Here is a 19,047-nt window from a genome sequence, read left to right as displayed (position 1 = left end):
TGAACGTCACTTGATTCAGTCACGAAGCGTCGGCGAGGATGACTCGTTTTTCGATCCCGGGGACAACTCGAATGGCGTATCAACCGATCGGGCAAATCGGAAGATCACGCACTCATCGGGCGAGCAGGCGCGCGACGACGTCCTCCGCCAGCCGGACGCTGGAGTTCCAGCTGGTCACGTCCGGGTACACGTGGGCGGTCGTCGCCAGCATCAGCGCCGCCCCCTCGACGGCGACCGGCGGGCGGCGCTCCAGATAGCCCAGGGGGTAGACCGGCTCCACGAACGGCGCCCGGAACACGCGGACCGCGGCGATGTCGTCGGGGGTGAGGGGCAGGTCGGCGTACAGGCGCAGCAACTGCTGGGTCCACCGCGCGGCGATGTCCTCGTCGTCCTCCTTGAACAGCGAGGACTCGCGGTCGGTGTAGTGCATGACGTAGGCGAGGTGGTGTCCGCCGTACCGCTCGGTCCCGGCCAGCGCGGACATCTCGATCACGCCGTCGAACTCGGTCTCCGAGTGCAGTACCGGGGTCCAGTAGTGGCCGGTGAGCGGCCTGCGGAGGAAGAACAGCACGTTGACCACGCCCTGGTAGTCCAGGCCGGGATCGGGCAGCCGGGCGCCGAGGTCGGCGTCGGCGACCCGCGACAGCTGCGCCAGGGGCATCGTCGAGATCACCTGGTCGACGTACACGTCGTGACCGCCCAGGCCCACGGCCATCCCGTGCCGGGTGCGGCGCAGCGACCGCACCGGCGCCGAGGTGCGGATGACACCGCCGTGCGCCTCGATCGACTCGCGCAGGGCCTCGATGATCGCCCGGTACCCGCCATCGGGGTACCCGCGGGTGGCCACGTTGCTCTCGCGCCCGAGCCGCTGCCACAGGTACAGCGCCGGGACGTTCCCGCACGACGGGCCGAACTTGGAGCCGAACATCGGCGCGAGGACCCGGTCCCACACCGTGTCGCCGTAGAGGCCGCGGAGCCAGTCCTCGGTGCGGGTGTTGTCCAGGTCCCTGCGCAGCCCGTGCCTGCGCAGCAGCAGCGACCCGAGGCCGAGCCGGACCCGGTGGGGCAGCGCGAGCGCGCTGAACCGGAGCAGGTCGAGCGGCGAGTTGAACGGGTAGCGCACCCCCTCGACGACCATCCCCATCGACGTCTTGTTCCACCGCACGCTCTCGCGCAGCCCGAGTTCTCCCAGGACGGCGAGCAGGTGGTCGTCAGAGGGCATGACGCAGTGGTAGAAGCGCTCGACCCACCGGTCGTCCCAGGAGAAGAAGGTGCCGAGACCGCCGAGCTGGGAGGTCGCCTCCAGCAGCGTGACCTGGACCCCGGCGCGGGTGAGGCGGTGCGCGGCGGCGAGTCCGCAGATCCCGCCGCCGAGCACGGCGACGTGCCGGGGTGCGAGGGTGTCCACAGTGTCCTCAGAGCGGCCTGCGCGGGGCAGGGGAAAGGCGGTCGCGGGCCAGGAGTTTCATGTACTGCGCGATGGTCCGCCCCAACCGCAGCTTGCTCGGGCCCTGCTTGCGGTCGTAGTGCAGCCGCAGCGGGATCTCGGTGATCACCGGTCGGCAGTGCCGCAGTTTCAGCAGGAGTTCGACCATACAGGCGAAGCCCTGCTCCTCGATCAGCCGCTCGCCCCAGTGCGTGCTCGCCCGCGCGAGCAGGCTCACCCGGTAGGCGCGGAAGCCGCTGGTGAAGTCGCGGACGCCCTCCACCCGCAGGGTGCGGTGGAACAGCGTCGACGCGCCGAGAGACAGCAGCCGCCGCAGCGGTGGGGCCGTGCTGTCGTCGCCGCCCGCCACGAACCTCGAACAGATGGCGACGTCCGCGCCGTCGGCGATCGCCGCGCGCAGCCGGTGGATCAGGGCCGGGTCATGGGTGTCGTCGGCGTCCATCACGACCACGACGTCGTCAGGCGAGGCCACCTCCAGCACCGCCCGCAGGCCGGACTGCAGCGCGTGGCCCAGGCCCAGGTTCACCGGGTGGCGCACCAGGCGCACGTCGAGGCCGGTGACCTCGCGCGTGACGTCCGCGGTGCCGTCGGTGGAGCCGTCGTCGACCACCCAGACCACGAGCCGCTCGGTCTTGGCGACGGCGGCGATGCGGTCGAGCAGCGCGGGGAGCGACGCGGCCTCGTTGTACGCGGGCAGCACCACGTGCCCGACGACGCTCACCTCCGCGCGGTCGGCTGCCTGTGCGGGCGCCGCTGTCACCGCGGTTTCCTTAAGCGACAAGGCCACTCCATTCGTCAGCGATCGAGAGGTACCGCGGGCAGGCCAGCGTCCTGCGCGAATCCTCGCCCCCGCCGCGAGTGCGCCGAATCCGGCATCACGACCAATATGTGCGGAGCGGCATGGTCATGTACCGGATCGGGTGACGATGTCACTCGCGCACACGTTGACAGCACCCAAAAGTCCTTTCGGCAAAAGGAAATTCGACTCGATCACCACATCGAGCGAACTCCATCGTGGACGTTGTTCCGCCGATTCCGGCTGCCCGCCTTTCGATATGCTTCCCCGGTCGAGATTCCCCGAGGTCCTTGTCTGCCCTCGGGGTTTCGCGAAGCCAGCGTCCGGAACGCGTGATCGGAAGGACCCCGTGACTAGCCTGGACACCACCGAACCGCTGGCCACCCTGCCCGGCCCGCGGCGGCACGCCGCGCCCGCGGTCGCGGTGTCGGCGGTCGAGGACGCGCTGGCCCGGATCAACGGCGTCTCGGTGCTGCTGACCGCCACCGACATCGCCATCGGGCTCGCGGCGGTGCGCCTGGGCGGGTTTCCCTTGCTGTGGAGCGCCGTCTTCGTCACGACCCTGCTGGGCGTGCGGGCAGCCGCCCGGCTCTACCGCAGGCGGCTCTGGCTCTCGTGGCTCGCCGAGCTGCCCAGGTCGCTGGGCGCCACGGCTGTCGCGTTCGGACTGATCACGATGACGCTCCTGGTCGCCGGGGCCGACTCGGTGCTCGCCCCCGCCCAGCGGGCCCTCCTCGTGTTCACCGTCGCCTCCGAGACCGCCCGGCTCCTCGTCTTCGCCTTCGGCCGGTGGGCCCGGCGGCGGCTGGGGCGGTGTGAGCGCTCGATCGTCGTCGGCGCGGGCTCGGTCGGCGTCTGCCTGGTCGACGCCATGCTCGACCACCCCGAGTTCGGGCTGCGGCCGCTCGGGTTCGTCGACCCGACCCCGCACCCGCAGCCCGCGTCCCTGCCGGTCGGCCTGATCGAGGACGACCTCGCCTCGGCGATCAAACGCTTGCGCGTCGGCATCGTCGTCCTCGCCTTCTCCCACGCCCCCGACGCGCTCGTCGCCAGCGCGGCGGTCACCGCGCACCGCACGGGCTGCACCACGATGATCGTGCCGCGCATGCACGAGCTGTACCAGGACGGCCCGGACATCGACCGGATTCGCAGCTTCCCGCTGGTGCGGCTGCGGAACACGCCCACGATGCGGCCGAGCTGGCGGCTCAAGCTGGTGATCGACCGCGTGGTCGCGCTGCTGGCGCTGCTCGCGCTCGCGCCGGTGATCGCGGTGGGCGCGCTCGCGGTGCTGCTGGAGAGCGGCAGGCCGGTGTTCTTCCGCCAGCTCAGGGTGGGCATGGACGGCCGCACGTTCCACCTCTACAAGCTGCGCAGCCTGCGGCCCGGCGGCGTGAACGACGAGCAGACCTGCTGGTCGGTGGCCGCTGACCCGCGGGTCGGCCGAGTCGGGCGGTTCCTGCGGCGCACCTCCCTGGACGAGCTGCCGCAGCTGTGGAACATCGTGCGCGGCGACATGTCCTTCGTCGGCCCGCGGCCGGAGCGGCCCGGGTTCGTGCGCGAGTTCTCCGCGACCCACGAGCTGTACTGGGCGCGGCACCGCGTGCCGACGGGCCTGACCGGGCTGGCGCAGGTGCACGGGCTGCGCGGCGACACCTCGATCGCCGACCGGGCCCGCTATGACAATTACTACATCGCCAACTGGTCGCTCTGGCTGGACCTGCGCATCCTCCTGCTGACCATCGGCGAACTCGTCCGCGGTGGCAGGCGATGAGGTTCCGCGTGGTCGGCAGGCTCACCCTGGTGGCCATCCTGCTGCTGCAGGTGTCCTGCGCGCACAGCACCGCGACGACCCCGCCGAAACCCCTGCCCCCGTGCGCGTGGTGGTACGCCATCGGCGACTCCCCCACCGACACCGAGCTGGAGAAGGCCGCCAACCGCTACCGGGTGGTGGTCCTCAACGCGCAGGAAATCCCGGCGATGAAGCGGCTGCACCAGCTCAACCCCGAGATCACCGTGCTCGTCTACAAAGACCTGGCCAGCACCCGCAACTACCCGGGCGCGGTGGTCGGCGACCAGGACGGGCAGTGGCTGCCCTCGGGGATCGGCTACAACGCCGCGCAGCGGCAGAACCCGAGGTGGTTCGCGGTGGACACCGCGGGCGCGCGCATCGAGTGGCGGGGCTACCCCAAGCACTGGCAGATGGCCGTGTGGGACCCGGCCTACCAGCAGGCCTGGACCGACGCCGTCACCAAGGAAGTCGTCGAGCAGGGCTGGGACGGCGTGCTGGCCGACAACGACTTCAACACCCTGCGGTTCTACTCCCAGGCCGTCATCGAGGGCACGGAGAACGCGGCCGAGACGGACCGCCTGCTGCGCGAGGGGCTCGACAGCCTGCTGACCGAGGCGGGTGAGGCGCTGCGGAAGAAGGACAAGCTGCTGATCCCGAACCTGTCCGAATCCCGGCTGGTCCCCGGCCGGTGGACGGCGCACGAGCGGTTCGGCGGGGCCATGGAGGAGATCTTCGGCTTCCGCGACGAGGGCGACGGCGAACTCCTGACGTTCCGGGGCAACGCGTGGAAGGAACTGCGCGCCCAGGCCGCGCTCGGTGAGTCGTGGCTGCTGCTGCTCACCCGAGTCACCGAACCGAAACAGGAGCGCGCGGGCTACGCCAGCGCCGCGCTGCTGGCCGGGCCGATGTCGTGCTGGACCCCGGCCACCACCGACACCTACCTCCACCCGGAGTGGTCACCGCTGCAGGACACCGACCTCGGCGAGGCCACCGACGTCGCGCTCCAGCGGCCGGACGGCGTGTGGACGCGGCCGTTCACCAAGGGCTGGGTGGCGGTCAACCCGACCGGGGTGCCGGTGACGGTGATCCCGCCCGCGGGCCTCACGACGCTCGACGGCACGCCGGTGACCGAGGTGACGCTGGAGAACGCCGACGGCGCCGTCCTGATCAAGCCAGAGTCCTGATCAAGTCGGGTCCTGATCAGTCGGGTCCTGACAAGCCCGGGTCCTGATCAAGCCGCTGTCCTGACCAAGCTGGGACCTGATCAAGCCGGGGACCTGAGCAGGGCTCGGTACAGGTCGAGGTGCCGCGCCGCGCACGCCGCCGGGCCGAACCGCTCGTGGGCGTGGCGGGCGAGCGCGGCGCCGGTGGCGGCCGGGTCGGGGTCGGCGAACAGCGCGCGCAGTCCGGCGACCAGCCCGGCGTGGTCGCCGGGCGCGGCGAGGTGGCGGCGGGCGCCGGGGACGTCGAGCAGGTCGGCCACCCCGCCGGTGTCGGTGGCGAGCACCGGCTTGCCCGCGGCCATCGCCTCCATGACCACCAGCGGCTGCTGCTCCATCGACGAGGGCAGCACCAGCGCGTCGGCGGTCAGGAGCAGGGTCGCCGCGTCGGGGCGGAAGCCCAGGAGCCGCACGCGGCCTGCGAGCGAGGGCTGTGCCGCCAGCCGTTCCGCCGCGGGCCGCTGCGGCCCGTCGCCGACGATGGTCAGCGTCGCGCCGGGGGGAAGCACGCCGGGCTCGGCCAGGGCGGCCAGCAGGTTCAGAATCCCTTTGCGCTCCACCAGGAGGCCGACGAACATGAGGTCGCGCACCGGCCCCGCGGGCGGCCGGGCGGCAGGCAGGTCGACGCAGTTGTCCACGTGCGTCACCTTGTGGGCGGGAACGCGCAGCCGGGTGCGCAGGAACCGGCCCATCGACGCCGCCGGGACGACCGTGCGGCGGATCGACCGGGCGACCAGGGCGTCGGCGGCGAGCACGGTCCTGGTGTAGGCCGACGGCGCTTTCGCGTCTCGGGCGCCGCGGAACCACGGCTCGGCGACGTCGTCGGGCACGCCGTGGTAGGTGTGCACGACGCTGCCGAGACCGACGCTCACCAGCCCAGCGCGGCGGTCCTGGGCGTGGACGACGTCGGGTCGCCACGCCCGCACCGCGGCCCGCATCCGGCGCGCGGCCTGGACGTCGGACTTGGCGGGCACCGCCACCACCTCGTGGCGACCGGCCAGGGCGGGCCGGGGCCGGGCGGGCTCGGGGCCGTAGACGCGGATGTCGGCCTCACCGGTGCCGAGCAGCGCCTCGGCGAGCCGGAGGGTGACGTCGACCGGTCCGCCGCGGTCCTGGGTGAGGAGGTAGGCGATCCTCATGCTCGTCCTTCGCCGTGAAGTTTGTCGACGAGCGTGGCGATCTGCTCGCCCACCCGCCTGGTGTCGAACAGGTCGACCGCGCGCCTGCGGGCCCGCAGCCCTTCGCGCGCGGCGAGGCCGGGGGCGGACAGGCGGGCGGTGATGGCGGCCGCGAGCGCGTCGAGGTCGCCCGGGGGCACGACCGCGCCCGCGTCGCCGACGCTCTGGCGGACCCCGCCGACGTCGAACGCGACGACGGGCCTGCCGCAGGCCATCGCCTCCAGCGGCACCAGCGCCATCCCCTCGGCCCGCGAGGGCAGCACCACCACGTCCGCGGCGGCGTAGTAGTCCATTGTGGAGGCCGAGTGGCCGCGCCAGGTCACCGACGCCGCGCCCGCGACCGGGTCCGCCCGCCAGAGCGCGCCCATCGGGCCGTCGCCGACCAGGACGAGGTGCGCCCGGGGCAGCTCGGCCAGGACGGAGGGCCACGCCCGCAGCAGTTGGTCCTGCCCCTTGAGCGGGGCGAGCCTGCCCACGCACACGGCGAGGGGGACGTCGGTCGGCAGGCCGAGACGGCGGCGTGCCGCGCGCGGGTCGGCGGGGCGGAAGACGCTCGTGTCCACGCCGTTGCACACCACCTCCGCGGGCGCGGCGACCCCGGCGGCGCGGCCGTCGACCAGCTCGTCCTCGCTGACGCACACCAGGTGGTGCGTCCACCGGGCGGCGATCCGCTCCCAGCCGCGGCAGAGCCGCCCGGCGAGCCCGTCGACCGACTGGAAGGACCACAGGTGCGGCTGGAAGATCGTCGCCGTGCGCCCGCGCACCGCCAGCCGCCCCGCGAGGCCCGCCTTGGAGCTGTGCAGGTGGATGACGTCGGGCGACAGCCGCCGCAGCACCCTGGCCAGGCGCACGGTCTCAGGCAGCGACCGCACGCCCGGTTCCCTGGTCGCCTCCCAGGGGTGCACGCCGACACCCGCCGCCATGGCCCGCTCGGCCAAAAGCCCCCGGCCGGGGCACACGACGTCCACCTGCCAGCCGCGGGCGCGCTGGTCGTCCACCAGCGCCAGCACCACCGCCGCCACCCCCGCCTCGACGGGCTGGGAGACGTGCACGACCCTCATCGAGGCGCTCCGATCCCGGCGAGGGCCCGCCGCAGCTCGGTCAGCAGGGGACGGTGGATGAGCGCGGTCGCCGCCGCCAGGCACACCAGGAACACGGCCGCGGCGGCGCCCGCGCCCCACAACGAGCGCGGATGGCCCAGGAACCCGAACCGGTCCAGCGCGAGCACCGGCAGGGCGGACCCGACGAGCACGACGCCGACACCGGCCACCAGCCCGAGCGTCTCGCGGGCGCCCGGCGCGAGGCCGAGCCCGGCCAGCGTGCACCAGGTGAGCACGACCATCACCGCGCCGACGGCCGCCTGCCCGCCCGCCGCCGCGGTGACACCGTGCGGGGTCAGCGCCAGCAGGGCGACGGCCAGGACACCGAGGTGCGCCGCCTGCAGCGCCAGGAACCGGCCGGTGTGCCCGGTCGCCCGGATGGCCTCGCACCAGATGTGGTTCAGGCTCAGGGCCAGTCCGTAGCCGCACAGCAGGACGAGCACCCCCGCCGCGGGCGCCCAGCGCTGGCCGAGCAGCACCACGCGGTCGGCGAGCACGGCTGCCCCGACGTACGCGCCCCCGGCGACCAGGGCGGTCACCCGGGTGAACCGCGCGACCACCGCGGGCAGGCGCTCGCCCTGGCCGTCCCGCAGCATCCTGGTGAAGACCGGGAACGCGACCGCGCCGAGCACGACCGCGGCCATGATGTAGGGCATCCAGGCGATCCGGTAGGCCAGCGCGTAGATCCCGGCGGCGTCCGGCCCGAGGACGTGCCCGATCACCGGGTAGCCCACCACGACCAGCAGCGTGCCGATCACCGCGGCCGGACCGACGACCGCGATCCACCGCGTCGCCTCCCCCACCGCCGTCCGGTCCCAGCACGGGCGCACCCGCGTCCCGACGCACACACCCAGCAGCGGCTGGGCCACCGCGGTGCACAGCAGCCCCAGCACCAGCGCGGCAGGACCGACACCCGCCGCCGCGGCCACAACCGTCACCGCGGCCCCGAACAGCGCGCTGCCCGCGTCCGGCACCAGCCGCCTGCGGAAGTCGAGGTCACGGTGCATCAGGCCCATCTGCACGCCGCCCACCGCCGTGAACGGGAGGCTGAGCGCGGCGAGCCGCAGCAGCGACGCGGCCGACGGCACGCCGAGCAGCGCGGCGATCGCCGGGGCGAAGACCACGACCACCGCGGTCATGCCCACGCCCACGCCCACGCTGAGCACGAGCACCGTGCCCGCCATCCGCCGGGGATCGCGCGCCGTCCGGCTGATCACGTCGTAGACACCCATCGCCTGGACGACCTGGCCGACGTTGACCACGGCCACGACGAGGGCGACGACACCCAACTCGGCCTCGGTGAACAGCGCGGCGAGCACCAGCGTGACCACCGCCTGGCAGCCCTTGCTCACCAGGTTCACCACGGCGAGCCACACCGAGCCCCGCGTCGCCGCGGTCGCCAGCCCGCTCACGAACGCGCCACCGCGGAGGCCGTCTCGCGCCTGGCGAGCACGGCGAGCAGGACCCAGCACACGACGACGGCCACCCCGTCGACGGTGACCGCCCAGCGCTCCCCGAGCAGACCGGCCACCGCTCTGTCCACAAAGTACAAGTGGGCGTACGGGACGGAGAGCGCGAGCAGTGCCCATCCCAGTAGCCGCCCCAGTGGTCGCCCCGTCGGCTCACGCCGGTTGCGCCACCACACCGCCGCCGCGGCGGCCATCGCCGGGAAGGCGATCAGCACGTCACCGGGCTGGTGGACCACGGCGACCACCACACCCACCAGCACGAGCAGGTCGCCGAGCGCGGCCCTGTCCGAATCAAGCCGGCCCGAATCAACCTTGGCCGAATCAGCCCGGTCCGGATCGCCGCCGCGGTCCAGGCGACGCGCGAGCAGCGCGGTGACGGTGAGGACGGCGAGCACGGCGGCCAGTTCGGCCGCGGGCGGCAGCCAGCCGGTGACCCGGTAGAACACGGCGGCGACGTCGACCCGCTGCGCCGTCATGGAGTCGACCGCCCCGTAGTCGGTCCCGCGGGCGTGGGTGAGGTTGGCGGCCACGATGTCGAGGAACGCCCCGACCCCGCCCGCCCTCACCACCAGCAGGACGACCACCGGCAGGCTCGCCGCCGCCGCGATCGCCGTCCCCCGCAGCGCCACCCCGCGCGAACCGCGGGCCGCCAGCAGGACGGCCAGGGGCAGCCCGAACTGCGGTTTGAGCCAGGCCACCGCGAGCGCCACGGCCGCCCAGCGCGGGTTGCGCACCCGCAGCGCCACCGCCGCCGCAGCCCCGACCGCGACCAGGGGGTTCACCTGGCCGACGAACAGCTGGGCCTTGCCGACCTGACTTATCACCAGCAGGGCCGCGAGCACCACCGTCGCGACCACCGCGGAGCCCGGGACCCGGACCCGCACTTCCCGGCCCGCCATGGCGGCCAGCGCCACCAGCAGGGCCAGCGAGGCCGCCGCGAACGCGATGGCGCCCACCCGGTAGCCGGGTAGCGCGAACGGCAGGTGCAGGACCAGGTGGTAGGGCTGGTAGAGGTTGAAGTCCTGGCGCACCGGCCAGTTGGCGAACATCGCCGCCGGGTCGTACGGGATTCCGCCTGCCAGGAACTCGCGGATCGGGTAGTACAGCGCGTCCCGGAAGTCCTGCATGCGCTCTTCCGGCTGGTTCGCCTCCGTCGGCAGTGGCACGCCGAGAGCGGGCTGGAGCGCGTGCCAGGCGCCGGCCAGGCCGAGCACGGCGACCACCGCCGCCACCACGTGCCCGGTGCGCAGTGGGCGCGGGCGGGTCGTCATGCCAGCACCACCGCGATCAGCTTGGCCGTCGCGGGCAGGACGCCCGCCGCCTCGGTCAGCTCCCGGGGCTCGCCCCGCCTGCTCACCGCCACGATCCCGACGCCCGCCGTCGTGTCGCCCACGCCTTCCTTGTCCAGTTCCACGGCGAGGGACTCCGCCCGCTCGGTGAGGTCGGGGTGCACGGCGACGACGCGGACCTCCCGCGCGGCCGCCGCCGCCAGCACGGCGAGCCGCCCGAGCAGACCGGGGTCGCCGTCGCGCAGGACGGCCGCCCGCACGCCCGCCGACGCCAGCGCCTCACCCGCCGCGGTCTCCGGCCGGGACCGGGTCAGCCGCCAGCCGGTCGCCGTCGCCACCGCGGCGGCCACGGCGGCGGCGATGGCGAACCCGATGGCCAGCGGCCAGTCCGGCGCCAGCCGCACGGTGTCGGGCCTGGTGTCGAGCGGTCGCAGGGTGCCGACCGGGCTGAGCAGGTCGCTTTCCCGCAGGGTCGTGACCAGCGCGGAAACCAGCCCGCCCGCCAGCTCCGGGGACGAGGCGCGCACGGAGAGCCTGGCCACCCCCGAGGCGGGCACCAGCTCCACCGAGATCCACCCGGCCAGCTCGTCCGCCCGCGGGGCGCCCGCGACCTTCTCCGCCGTCGCGGCCAGCACCGAGGGGCTGCGCGCGAGTTCGGCGAGCGCGGGCAGGGTCAGCGAGACCACCTCGCCGAACTGCGCGGCCGACACCCCCTCGGGCGCCGCCGTCGCGACCAGGCCGACGCGGGCCTGGTAGACCGGCGGCCGCACGCCGACCAGCACCAGCGTCATCACCCCGACGATGAAGGCGACGACCGCGCTCGCCCGGATCATCGGCGCTCGCCCGTCAGCTCGGCGCGCAGCAGCTGGTCGTAGCGCTTCATCAGCGTGTGGGGGTCGTGCTCGGCCCGCACGTGCGCCAGTCCCGCGGCGGCGGCCGCCGAGCGGGCCCCCGCGTCGGACAGCAGCGCGTCCAGGGCGGCGGCGAGTGCCGCCGGGTCCCGCCGGGGCACCAGGGTGCCCCCGCCGTGGCCGATGACCTCCCTGAGACCGTCCACATCGGTCGCCACGACCGGGCGGGCGGCGGCCAGGGATTCCAGCACCGCGATCGGCATGCCCTCCCAGTCGCTGGCGAGCACGGTCAGGTCCGCGGCGGCCAGCAGGGCGGCGACGTCGGTCCGGTCGCCGAGGAAGCGGACGCGGTCGGCCAGGCCGAGCGCCGCGCACCGGCCCTCCAGCTCGGCGCGCAGGCTGCCGTCACCGGCCAGCAGCAGCACGGCGCCGCCGCCGACGCGTGCCCACGCGTCGAGCAGGACGTCGTGCCGCTTCTGCGGTTCGAGCCGCGCCAGGCACAGCGCCACCGGGACGTCGGCGGGCAGGCCCAGCGCCGCCCGTGCCTTCTCGCCGTCGCCCGAGGACTCGACCGGCGTGATCCCGTTGGGGATGACCAGCACCTCGCCCGCCCCGGCGGCGCGCAGGCGGTCCGCGGTCGTGCCCGCCACCGCGACGAGCCGGTCCGACATCAGCGACAGCAGCCGCGCCGCCTTGGCGTACTCCGCCTCGGCGACGCCGTGGAAGACGGTGACCACGCGGGGGCGGCGGGTCAGGCCCGCGGCCAGCCGGGCCACCGCGGTCGCGGACACGTTGTGCGCCACGACGACGTCCGGCCGGAACCGCCGCAGCGCCGACCTCGCCCTCACCGTCGCCGTCGCCACCCCGGCCGCGCTGCGCCGCGCGGCCGGGACGTCGTAGGTCGGCACGCCGTCGGCGCGCAGCAGGGCGGCGCGGTGCCCGCCCGCGCTGGCGACCGCCGACGTCCAGCCGAAGTCGCCGCCGCGGCGGGCCATCTCCACCACCAGCGCCTCGGCGCCGCCGGTGCCCATCTCGCTGATCACCTGAAGGACACGCACGGGCCCTCCCCTTTCCGTCCACTCCGGACACGCAGGTCGGCGGCGCAGACCAGCGCGGCCAGGAACCACAGCGGCAGGTAGTACTGCTGGGACAGGAACGTCGAGGCGACCAGGACCGCCAGCAGGCTCGCCTGCACCGCGACAACGAGGCGGCGGTCACCGCCCGCGCGGAGGACCCGTTCGCTCAGCACGGCGGTCAGCCCGATCAGCACGAGGAACAGCGCCAGCCCCACCACGCCCAACTCGGCCCCGACTTCCAGGTACATCTCGTGCGCGACGGGGACCTGCTCGTCCAGCTCCGCGTTGTGCGAGGTGGCCGCGTACGCGCCGCGGAAGCCGCCCGGCCCGACCCCGAGCACCGGGCTGTCGGCGAGCATCCGGCCCGCCGCCGCCCACCGCAGCTCGCGGGTGTCCACATTGGTCCCGGCGATGAACGCCTTCTCCCGCAGCGCCTCGATGGCGCGCTCGTCCATGGCGAGCCCCGCGACGAGGACCCCGCAGGCCAGCACCGCGCCCGCGAGCACCCGGACCCGGAGCACCCGCCGCAGCAGCAGCCAGAGCACCGCCGCGCCCAGCGCCAGGGCGCCGCCGCGCGAGAGCGTCGCGACGGTGCCCAGGACGAGGACGCCCGCGGCCAGGCCGACCAGCAGGCGCCTGCCCCGCGACGGTGTCGCCCCGGGCAGCAGCGTGATCACCAGGGGCAGCGCGGCGACCAGGAAGTAGGCCAGGTCGTTCGGGTCTTCCAGGGGGCCGCTCGCCCGCGTCCACCCCTGCTCGACCATGCCGACCAGCCCGCCGACGGCCGCGATCACCGCGCCGCCCACCGCCGCGGCGAGCAGGTCCCGCAGGGGGACCTCGCGGGCGGCCAGGTCGGCGATGACCACGGTCACGGCGAGGAACGGCAGCCACCGCACCAGGTACTGCGCGGTGAACGGCTCGCCCGCGTGCGCCGCGGAGGTCATGAGCAGGACGACGGCCAGCAGCGCGAGCACCACGTGCAGCGGGTGCGGTGTCGGCGGTCGGCGCTGCCCTGCCCGGACGACGGTCCAGGTGATCCCGAGGATGAGCGCGGGCGCCTTGGCCAGGTGGGGGTGCACGGCCGTCAGGTAGCCCTCGACCGGCGCCGACGCGACCGTGAGGCACGCCCAGACTCTCAGGAGCGTGCCGCCGGGGTCGTGAGTGGACGGATCGGTCATGCCCGGTCGAGGTCGCGGGTGTGCCGCCGTCCGCTCGCCTGGGTCCGGCGCACGTGCTCCCCGGTGTTGACCACCTCGTGGTCGCGGCGCAGGGCCCTGAGCGCCCAGCCGATCAGGGCCGCCTTGCGGGCTCCCGGGACCGCCATGCCGGGGAAGAAGTCCATGCCGGGGGCCTCGGCGCGGTCGAGCACGTCGGTCGGGTGCAGCAGCAGCGACGGTTCGACGCCGAAAGCGCGGCAGAGGCGCAGCGCGGTGCTGAAGTACGCGCGGGCCACGCAGGGCGAGATCGTGTCCAGCCACAGCAGGTAGGAACCGTGGATGGGCGTGCGCAGCAGCGGCATCGTGGTGACCGGCAGCTCGACGAGGTCGCTGTCGCCCCAGAAGTACGGGCGCAGGGGCGCGCGCACCGCGCCGACGCCGCCGAACAGTTCCGTGCGCGAGCGCTTGCCCCGGTCGTGGTAGGCGCGGGCGAGGGGGCCGACCCAGGTGGGCAGGGTGCTCGCGTCGTAGGTGTAGCCGCGCTCGATGAGCAGTTCCAGCAGCGGCCGCGACACCCCGAAGCCGGGACCGCGGAAGCCGGTCGGCCGGGGCGCGCCCGCGGCCGTGATCGCCTCCTCGGTCCTGGCCAGCTCCTCCTCCAGCCGGGTGCGGGTGTAGCCGTGCAGCCACGGCTCGTGCCGGTAGGAGTGGTTGGCGATCTCGTGCCCGGCGGCGGCGAACCCGGCCACCGCTTTCGCCCCGTCCTCGCGTTCGACGTCGGCGCCGACGACGAAGACGGTCGTGGTCACCGCGTGCTCGCCGAACAGGTCGAGCAGCCGCGGCACCGCGGTGTCGAGGAAACTCGGCTGGCGCGTCCACGACGAGTCGCCGTGCGTGCGCAGGTATGCCCAGAGGTTGTCCAGGTCGAGCGACACGCTGGCGGGGGGAAGGTCACTCACACCGAACTCCGCACGGCCGGGGTGGACATCGTGTTCAGGGCGGTCTTCCTGGCCAGCGCGCCGAACGCCAGGATGCTGGCGACGACGAGGACGAGCCCGGCCGCCACCCACCACTGCCGCCCGCCCGCGATCTGGTCGCCCATCAGCGTCAGGCCCGCGACCGCGGCGAGGACAGCGGTGGTGGCGTCCATCGAGGCCACTGTGGACGCCGGGGTGCCCCGGCGGAAGGCGAAGATCAGCGATGCCTGGCCCGCGACCGCGGCGAGGAGCAGCAGCCATGCCAGCGGTTCCAGCGGGAGCCGGTGCAGCGGCCCGTCGGCTATCGATCGCGCCGTGATCGCCACGACGGAGAACTGCACGCCCGCGAGCACGGCGAGGGGCACGGCCTTGCCCGCCCGCGCCACGGCCGGGACCAGCAGGGCGGCCACGACGACAACCCCGGCCAGCACGGCGGCGAGCTCCACCGACAGGTCCCGGGCGACCGACGGGGTCGAGGCGCCCACCAGGAGCACGAGCCCCGCCGCCATCACGAGCAGGACGCCGATCTCCGCGGGCCGGGTCCGCCAGCCGAACAGGACCGCCCCGAGCACGACGGCGACGCCGACGGCGGCGGAAGCGCCCGCCTGGACCACGTAGAGCGGCAGCGAGGCCCGCGCGTGGAAGGCGAGCAGGAAGCCGAGCACCTGGCCGAGGAAGCCCAGCAGGTAGAGCCGGTCGACGGCCAGCCGGGCGAGCAGGCCGAGGTCGGCGCCCGGCCCGCCCGGCGCCCGCCGGGCCGCCGCGCTCTGCGCCACGATCCCCGCGCCGTACATGACCGTGCACGCGACGAGCTCGAGATAGCCGAGCATGCGCACATCCTCCCGACGCGCTCGATGCCGCAAACCACAGAAGCCGGATGGCGCGAGAGTGTAGGAACACCGGTGCCGGAACACGGCAGTGGTAACGGTTATCGCCACCGATGTCCGGCTGCGTGACCGATTTCCCCGATCGAGTGGAGATGACCGACACGAAGGGGTGAGAACGGGAATAAAACGGGACACCGCGGCGTTGAGCCTGGACATGTCACACGAGACCGTAGAGTTCAGCCCCTCGGAGTGGGTGCGGGACCAGACGAAGCAGATCCTGGACGCCGGGACCACCGAGGGCGTCGAGGTCATGGGGATGCCGGTCGTGCTGCTGACGCTGCGCGGCGCCAAGAGCGGCAAGCTGCGCTACACCCCGGTGATGCGGGTGGAGCACAACGGCAGCTACGCCGTCGTGGCGTCCAAGGGCGGCGACGCCGAGCACCCCACCTGGTACCACAACATCAAGGCGCACCCCGAGTTCCGGCTGCAGGACGGCGCCGAGGCGAAGGACTACGTCGCGCGCGAGGTCGAGGGCATCGAACGGGCCGAGTGGTGGGAGCGGGCCGTCGACGCCTTCCCGTCCTACGCCGAGTACCAGAAGAAGACCACCAGGCAGATCCCGGTGTTCGTGCTCGACCCCAAGTAGCGACACGGCCCCACGAGCGAGGTGACAACGCGCGAACCCGTTGTCACCTCGCTGAAAGCCCTGCCCTGATGTGCCGCCACCGCCTGCTCACCACGATCATCGCGGCCAACGCCGAGCCCGCCTGTGTTGCCGTGGCGGGAAAGCCGGTGTCGCAGCGCTGGTTCGCGGCCTACGGCGTGAGGCGGGGGTGGAAGTCCGCGGCCGACTGGGCGGGCCCGAAGTGCGGGCCGGTGGCCAGGTCCGCGCCCGCGTCCCGCCACCAGGCCAGCTGATCCGCGGTGGTGATGCCGTCGACGGTGATGGCGGTGACGGTCTCGCGCAGCGCGGAGAGCAGGGCGCCCGCGTAGCCGGACGTGGTCCGCAGGTCCACCAGGCGCCTGGCCACGCGGACCGAGTGCACCCCGAGGTCCGCCGCGGCGGCGAGGTCGTCCGGGCCCAGGGCGAAGTCCTCCAGCGCCGTCCGCACACCCATCTCGCCCAGCACGCCGAGGTTGTCCGCCGCCTCGGGCACCGCCACCGCGCCCATCGGCATGCCGATGACCACGCTGTCCGCCCGCAGGCCGGTGCTGTTCAGGACCCGCACCACCCGGGGCACGAGGTCGGCGTCGGACGCCTGGTGCGCGGTCAGGGCCACGGTCAGCGTGGAGGCGAAGCCGTTGCGCTGCTTCCACCAGCCGACCTGGCCGCAGGCGGTGCTGAGCAGCCACTCCCCCAGCGGCAGGATGAGGCCCGTCTTCTCGGCGAGTTCCACGCACCGCTCGTGCGCGACGGTCTCCTCCGGCCGTTCCCAGTGCAGCACCGCCTCCGCTCCCACCACGCCACCATCCGCCAGCCGCACCACGGGCCGGTAGTGGGCGGTGATCTCGCCCCGCTCCCACGCCCCCGGCATGCCGACGGCCAGCACCTGCGCCGAGCGATCCATGACGTCGCGGATCGGGTCGAACACCTCCCACTGCCCGCGCCGCTTGTCCTTGGCCCGGCGCAACGCCTGGTCGGCCGCGCGCAGCAGCTCGGTCGGGTCCTGGTCGCGCGAGACGCTGCGCACCACGCCGATCGAGGCGGACAACGCCAGGCCGTGCCCGTCGACGTACACGGGCTCGACCAGCTCGCGGTTGATGGCGGCGGCGATCGTGGCGATGCCCGGTGTGGTGGCCGTGTTCTCCACGAGGACGCCGAACTCGTCGCCGTCGAACCGGGCGACCATCGCCTTCTCCCGCGCCAGCACGGACTTCAGCCGCTGCGCCACGTGCACGAGGAGCCGTTCGCCCGCGCGGCGCCCGAGGCTGTCGCACACCATGCCGAACGCGTCGAGGTCGAGGTGCAGCAGCGTCACGCCGTGCGCCGGGTCGGCCCGCCGGACCACGCCTTCCAGGTGCGTGCTGAAGAACTGGCGGTTCGGCAGGCCGGTGAGCACGTCGTGCAGCGCTTGGCGGTTCAGCTCGCTCTGCAGCAGCATCAGCTCGGTGCCGTCCTCGACGACCACGACGAAGTGGCTCGACGCGTCGCCCGCGTCGCCCACCAGCGACGCGGTCAGCGAGATCCGCGCGATGTCACCGTCCTTGCGCAGCAAGCGCTGCGACTGCCGGACGCGGTCCTGCGTGCCCTCGACCACCGCGCTCATGGCCTCGCGCAGCATCTGGACCGTGTCGGGGTGCACGAGGTCGAACAGCGTCGCGCCGGTCAGCTCGGCGGCGGTGCGGCCGAGGATGTCGGCGACCGCGCCGTTGGTCCGGACGAGCCGCCCGTCCAGGCCGACGATCATGACGCCGCTCGCCGACGACGTCACCACCTCGTCGAACCGCGCCTCGCTCTCCTTCAGGTTCCACTTGGCATCGCGGACGGCCTTGAGTAGCGACAGCTGCATCCGCTCCTGCTGCTCCAGCACCGCCCGCCGGTTCGCGGTGAAGAAGCCGGTGGCCAGCGCGCCGACCGCGCGGGCGATCCGGTCCGCGTGCGCGTCGACCGGCTGGAACTCGGGCAGCGCCGTGAGCCCCCTGCCGATCACCTCGACCGTGCGGCGCAGACCGTCCTCGCCGACGTACCCGGTCGCCACGACGTGCTCGCCGATCCTCTCGACCGCCGCGGCGTCGAACGGATCGCGGGCCACGATCGAGCACAGCGCGTCGAGCTGACCGCCCAGTTCCCGTTCCAGGTCCTCTTTGGGCAGTGGGATGGCGGCGGCGCCGCTCAGGAGGTAGGCCCACTTGCGCGCGAGGAGTGCCCGCGCGCGGGAGTCCGGCCGGGGGCCGGGTGCGGGGCATGGCTGCGACATCGGTTCAGTCCTGCGGTGGCTCAGGTGCGCGGAAGCCCGCCGACGGGAGGCGGGCTCGACCGGGAGGGCCCGCCGCGCGGTCGAGCACTCCGCGGGACGGGCTGTGCGAGGTCATGGCTTCCGGCCGACACCACCGCAGATCACCATGTTCATCTCCGGGGTTTCGGACATGTCGCCCGGCCCCGTGGTCCGCCACGCCGCGCACCCGACCAGGCCCGGCTCGACCATGTCGAAGCCGCTGAACAGCGCCAGCACCTGCTCGTGCGAGCGCTCGTTGAGCTGGTCGGCGCTGCGGCTGTCCTTGATCAGCTCGGTCACGTCGCTCAGGCGCTGGTCCTGGTGGTCGGCGGTGACGTGGGTGATCGCCAGGTGGCTGCCGGGTGCCAGCGCGTCGCGGTAGGTCGCCACCAGCCGCCACGGGTCGGACTCGTCGGGCAGCCAGTGCAGCATCATCAGCACCAGCAGGCCGACGGGCTGGTCGAAGTCGAGCAGCCTGCGGGTCTCCGGGTGGCCCAGGATCGCGTCGGGGTCGCGCATGTCGGCGTGCACGATGGCGGCGCGGTCGTTGTCGGCCAGCATCAGCTCGCTGTGCGCCACCGCGATCGGGTCCTTGTCCACGTACACCACCCGGCACCGCGGGTCCTCGGCCTGCGCGACCTCGTGCACGTTGGCCACGGTCGGGATGCCGGAGCCGATGTCCAGGAACTGGGTGATGCCCTGCCCGATCATGTGCCGGACGGCCCGGCCGAGGAAAGCCCTGTTCACGCGGGCAGCGGAACGGGCGTCGGGCATGATGCGCTCGACGTGCACCGCCAGTTCGCGGTCGACGGCGAAATTGTGGGCGCCGCCGAGCAGGAAATCATAGGTGCGAGCCATGCTCGGCACGGAAACGTCGACGCTCTGGGGAATCCACTCCGATTGCGTCACTGCTGCACCCCTTCCATAGGGGCATC

16 protein-coding genes are annotated in these 19,047 nt (G+C 73.7%); 3 read left to right on the top strand and 13 right to left on the bottom strand.

Annotation, left to right across the window (positions count from 1 at the left end; genetic code table 11):
- Positions 1-112: 112 nt before the first annotated feature.
- Positions 113-1,408, bottom strand: a complete 1,296-nt coding sequence (locus ACTG9Q_RS29070) for an NAD(P)/FAD-dependent oxidoreductase (RefSeq protein ID WP_455576118.1) — start codon at positions 1,406-1,408, stop codon at positions 113-115.
- 7 nt (positions 1,409-1,415) lie between these two features.
- Positions 1,416-2,207, bottom strand: coding sequence for a glycosyltransferase (locus ACTG9Q_RS29065; protein WP_455576117.1), 792 nt, complete (start codon positions 2,205-2,207; stop codon positions 1,416-1,418).
- 385 nt (positions 2,208-2,592) lie between these two features.
- Between ACTG9Q_RS29065 and ACTG9Q_RS29060 the strand changes: the two genes are divergently transcribed.
- Together ACTG9Q_RS29060 and ACTG9Q_RS29055 are read left to right on the top strand one after the other, a co-directional pair.
- On the top strand, positions 2,593-4,014 hold the full coding sequence (locus ACTG9Q_RS29060) for an exopolysaccharide biosynthesis polyprenyl glycosylphosphotransferase (protein WP_455576116.1): 1,422 nt from the start codon (positions 2,593-2,595) through the stop codon (positions 4,012-4,014).
- On the top strand, positions 4,011-5,216 hold the full coding sequence (locus ACTG9Q_RS29055; protein ID WP_455576115.1) for a putative glycoside hydrolase family 15 protein: 1,206 nt from the start codon (positions 4,011-4,013) through the stop codon (positions 5,214-5,216). Before ACTG9Q_RS29060 ends, ACTG9Q_RS29055 begins: the two co-directional genes overlap by 4 nt.
- Positions 5,217-5,296: 80 nt before the next feature.
- On the opposite strand, the gene ACTG9Q_RS29050 is transcribed toward ACTG9Q_RS29055, so the two are convergent.
- From ACTG9Q_RS29050 to ACTG9Q_RS29010, 9 genes are read right to left on the bottom strand one after another with little or no spacing between them, the layout of a single operon-like run.
- Positions 5,297-6,391, bottom strand: coding sequence for a glycosyltransferase family 4 protein (locus tag ACTG9Q_RS29050; RefSeq protein WP_455576114.1), 1,095 nt, complete (start codon positions 6,389-6,391; stop codon positions 5,297-5,299).
- Positions 6,388-7,491: a glycosyltransferase gene (locus tag ACTG9Q_RS29045; protein WP_455576113.1), complete on the bottom strand. Its 1,104-nt coding sequence runs from the start codon at positions 7,489-7,491 to the stop codon at positions 6,388-6,390. The genes ACTG9Q_RS29050 and ACTG9Q_RS29045 overlap by 4 nt, the downstream gene beginning before the upstream one ends.
- Entirely contained in the window at positions 7,488-8,942 is a 1,455-nt protein-coding gene (locus ACTG9Q_RS29040) for an oligosaccharide flippase family protein (protein WP_455576112.1), read from the bottom strand. The genes ACTG9Q_RS29045 and ACTG9Q_RS29040 overlap by 4 nt, the downstream gene beginning before the upstream one ends.
- Entirely contained in the window at positions 8,939-10,270 is a 1,332-nt protein-coding gene (locus ACTG9Q_RS29035) for a glycosyltransferase 87 family protein (protein WP_455576111.1), read from the bottom strand. The genes ACTG9Q_RS29040 and ACTG9Q_RS29035 overlap by 4 nt, the downstream gene beginning before the upstream one ends.
- Entirely contained in the window at positions 10,267-11,121 is an 855-nt protein-coding gene (locus ACTG9Q_RS29030; RefSeq protein WP_455576110.1) for a hypothetical protein, read from the bottom strand. Before ACTG9Q_RS29030 ends, ACTG9Q_RS29035 begins: the two co-directional genes overlap by 4 nt.
- Positions 11,118-12,197, bottom strand: a complete 1,080-nt coding sequence (locus ACTG9Q_RS29025) for a glycosyltransferase (RefSeq protein ID WP_455576109.1) — start codon at positions 12,195-12,197, stop codon at positions 11,118-11,120. The genes ACTG9Q_RS29030 and ACTG9Q_RS29025 overlap by 4 nt, the downstream gene beginning before the upstream one ends.
- Positions 12,179-13,393, bottom strand: a complete 1,215-nt coding sequence (locus ACTG9Q_RS29020) for an O-antigen ligase family protein (RefSeq protein ID WP_455576108.1) — start codon at positions 13,391-13,393, stop codon at positions 12,179-12,181. The genes ACTG9Q_RS29025 and ACTG9Q_RS29020 overlap by 19 nt, the downstream gene beginning before the upstream one ends.
- Positions 13,390-14,331 carry a polysaccharide deacetylase family protein gene (locus tag ACTG9Q_RS29015; protein WP_455576107.1) on the bottom strand — a complete coding sequence of 314 codons (942 nt, stop codon included), beginning with the start codon at positions 14,329-14,331 and terminating at the stop codon, positions 13,390-13,392. Before ACTG9Q_RS29015 ends, ACTG9Q_RS29020 begins: the two co-directional genes overlap by 4 nt.
- Positions 14,328-15,179: a hypothetical protein gene (locus ACTG9Q_RS29010; protein ID WP_455576106.1), complete on the bottom strand. Its 852-nt coding sequence runs from the start codon at positions 15,177-15,179 to the stop codon at positions 14,328-14,330. The genes ACTG9Q_RS29015 and ACTG9Q_RS29010 overlap by 4 nt, the downstream gene beginning before the upstream one ends.
- Before the next feature lie 211 nt (positions 15,180-15,390).
- Between ACTG9Q_RS29010 and ACTG9Q_RS29005 the strand changes: the two genes are divergently transcribed.
- A complete protein-coding gene (locus tag ACTG9Q_RS29005; protein WP_455576105.1) occupies positions 15,391-15,822 on the top strand; it encodes a nitroreductase family deazaflavin-dependent oxidoreductase in 432 nt (143 codons plus the stop codon).
- Positions 15,823-15,991: 169 nt separating this feature from the next.
- Here ACTG9Q_RS29005 and ACTG9Q_RS29000 read toward each other — a convergent pair whose 3' ends face one another.
- Together ACTG9Q_RS29000 and ACTG9Q_RS28995 are read right to left on the bottom strand one after the other, a co-directional pair.
- Complete coding sequence (locus ACTG9Q_RS29000) at positions 15,992-18,094, bottom strand: putative bifunctional diguanylate cyclase/phosphodiesterase (protein ID WP_455576104.1); 2,103 nt, start codon at positions 18,092-18,094, stop codon at positions 15,992-15,994.
- A gap of 111 nt (positions 18,095-18,205) precedes the next feature.
- Complete coding sequence (locus tag ACTG9Q_RS28995; RefSeq protein ID WP_455576253.1) at positions 18,206-19,003, bottom strand: SAM-dependent methyltransferase; 798 nt, start codon at positions 19,001-19,003, stop codon at positions 18,206-18,208.
- Positions 19,004-19,047 lie beyond the last annotated feature (44 nt).

The organism is Actinokineospora lacus, assembly GCF_053813445.1.
Note: the sequence above shows the minus strand (reverse complement) of the source record. Positions and strands in the feature narration are given on the sequence as shown.

Coding starts and splice junctions, on each gene's coding strand:
- ACTG9Q_RS29055 (WP_455576115.1), top strand. CDS start 4,011: ATGAGGTTCCGCGTGGTCGGCAGGCTCACCCTGGTGGCCATCCTGCTG.
- ACTG9Q_RS29050 (WP_455576114.1), bottom strand. CDS start 6,391: ATGAGGATCGCCTACCTCCTCACCCAGGACCGCGGCGGACCGGTCGAC.
- ACTG9Q_RS29045 (WP_455576113.1), bottom strand. CDS start 7,491: ATGAGGGTCGTGCACGTCTCCCAGCCCGTCGAGGCGGGGGTGGCGGCG.
- ACTG9Q_RS29035 (WP_455576111.1), bottom strand. CDS start 10,270: ATGACGACCCGCCCGCGCCCACTGCGCACCGGGCACGTGGTGGCGGCG.
- ACTG9Q_RS29030 (WP_455576110.1), bottom strand. CDS start 11,121: ATGATCCGGGCGAGCGCGGTCGTCGCCTTCATCGTCGGGGTGATGACG.
- ACTG9Q_RS29020 (WP_455576108.1), bottom strand. CDS start 13,393: ATGACCGATCCGTCCACTCACGACCCCGGCGGCACGCTCCTGAGAGTC.
- ACTG9Q_RS29010 (WP_455576106.1), bottom strand. CDS start 15,179: ATGCTCGGCTATCTCGAGCTCGTCGCGTGCACGGTCATGTACGGCGCG.
- ACTG9Q_RS29005 (WP_455576105.1), top strand. CDS start 15,391: ATGTCACACGAGACCGTAGAGTTCAGCCCCTCGGAGTGGGTGCGGGAC.
- ACTG9Q_RS29000 (WP_455576104.1), bottom strand. CDS start 18,094: ATGTCGCAGCCATGCCCCGCACCCGGCCCCCGGCCGGACTCCCGCGCG.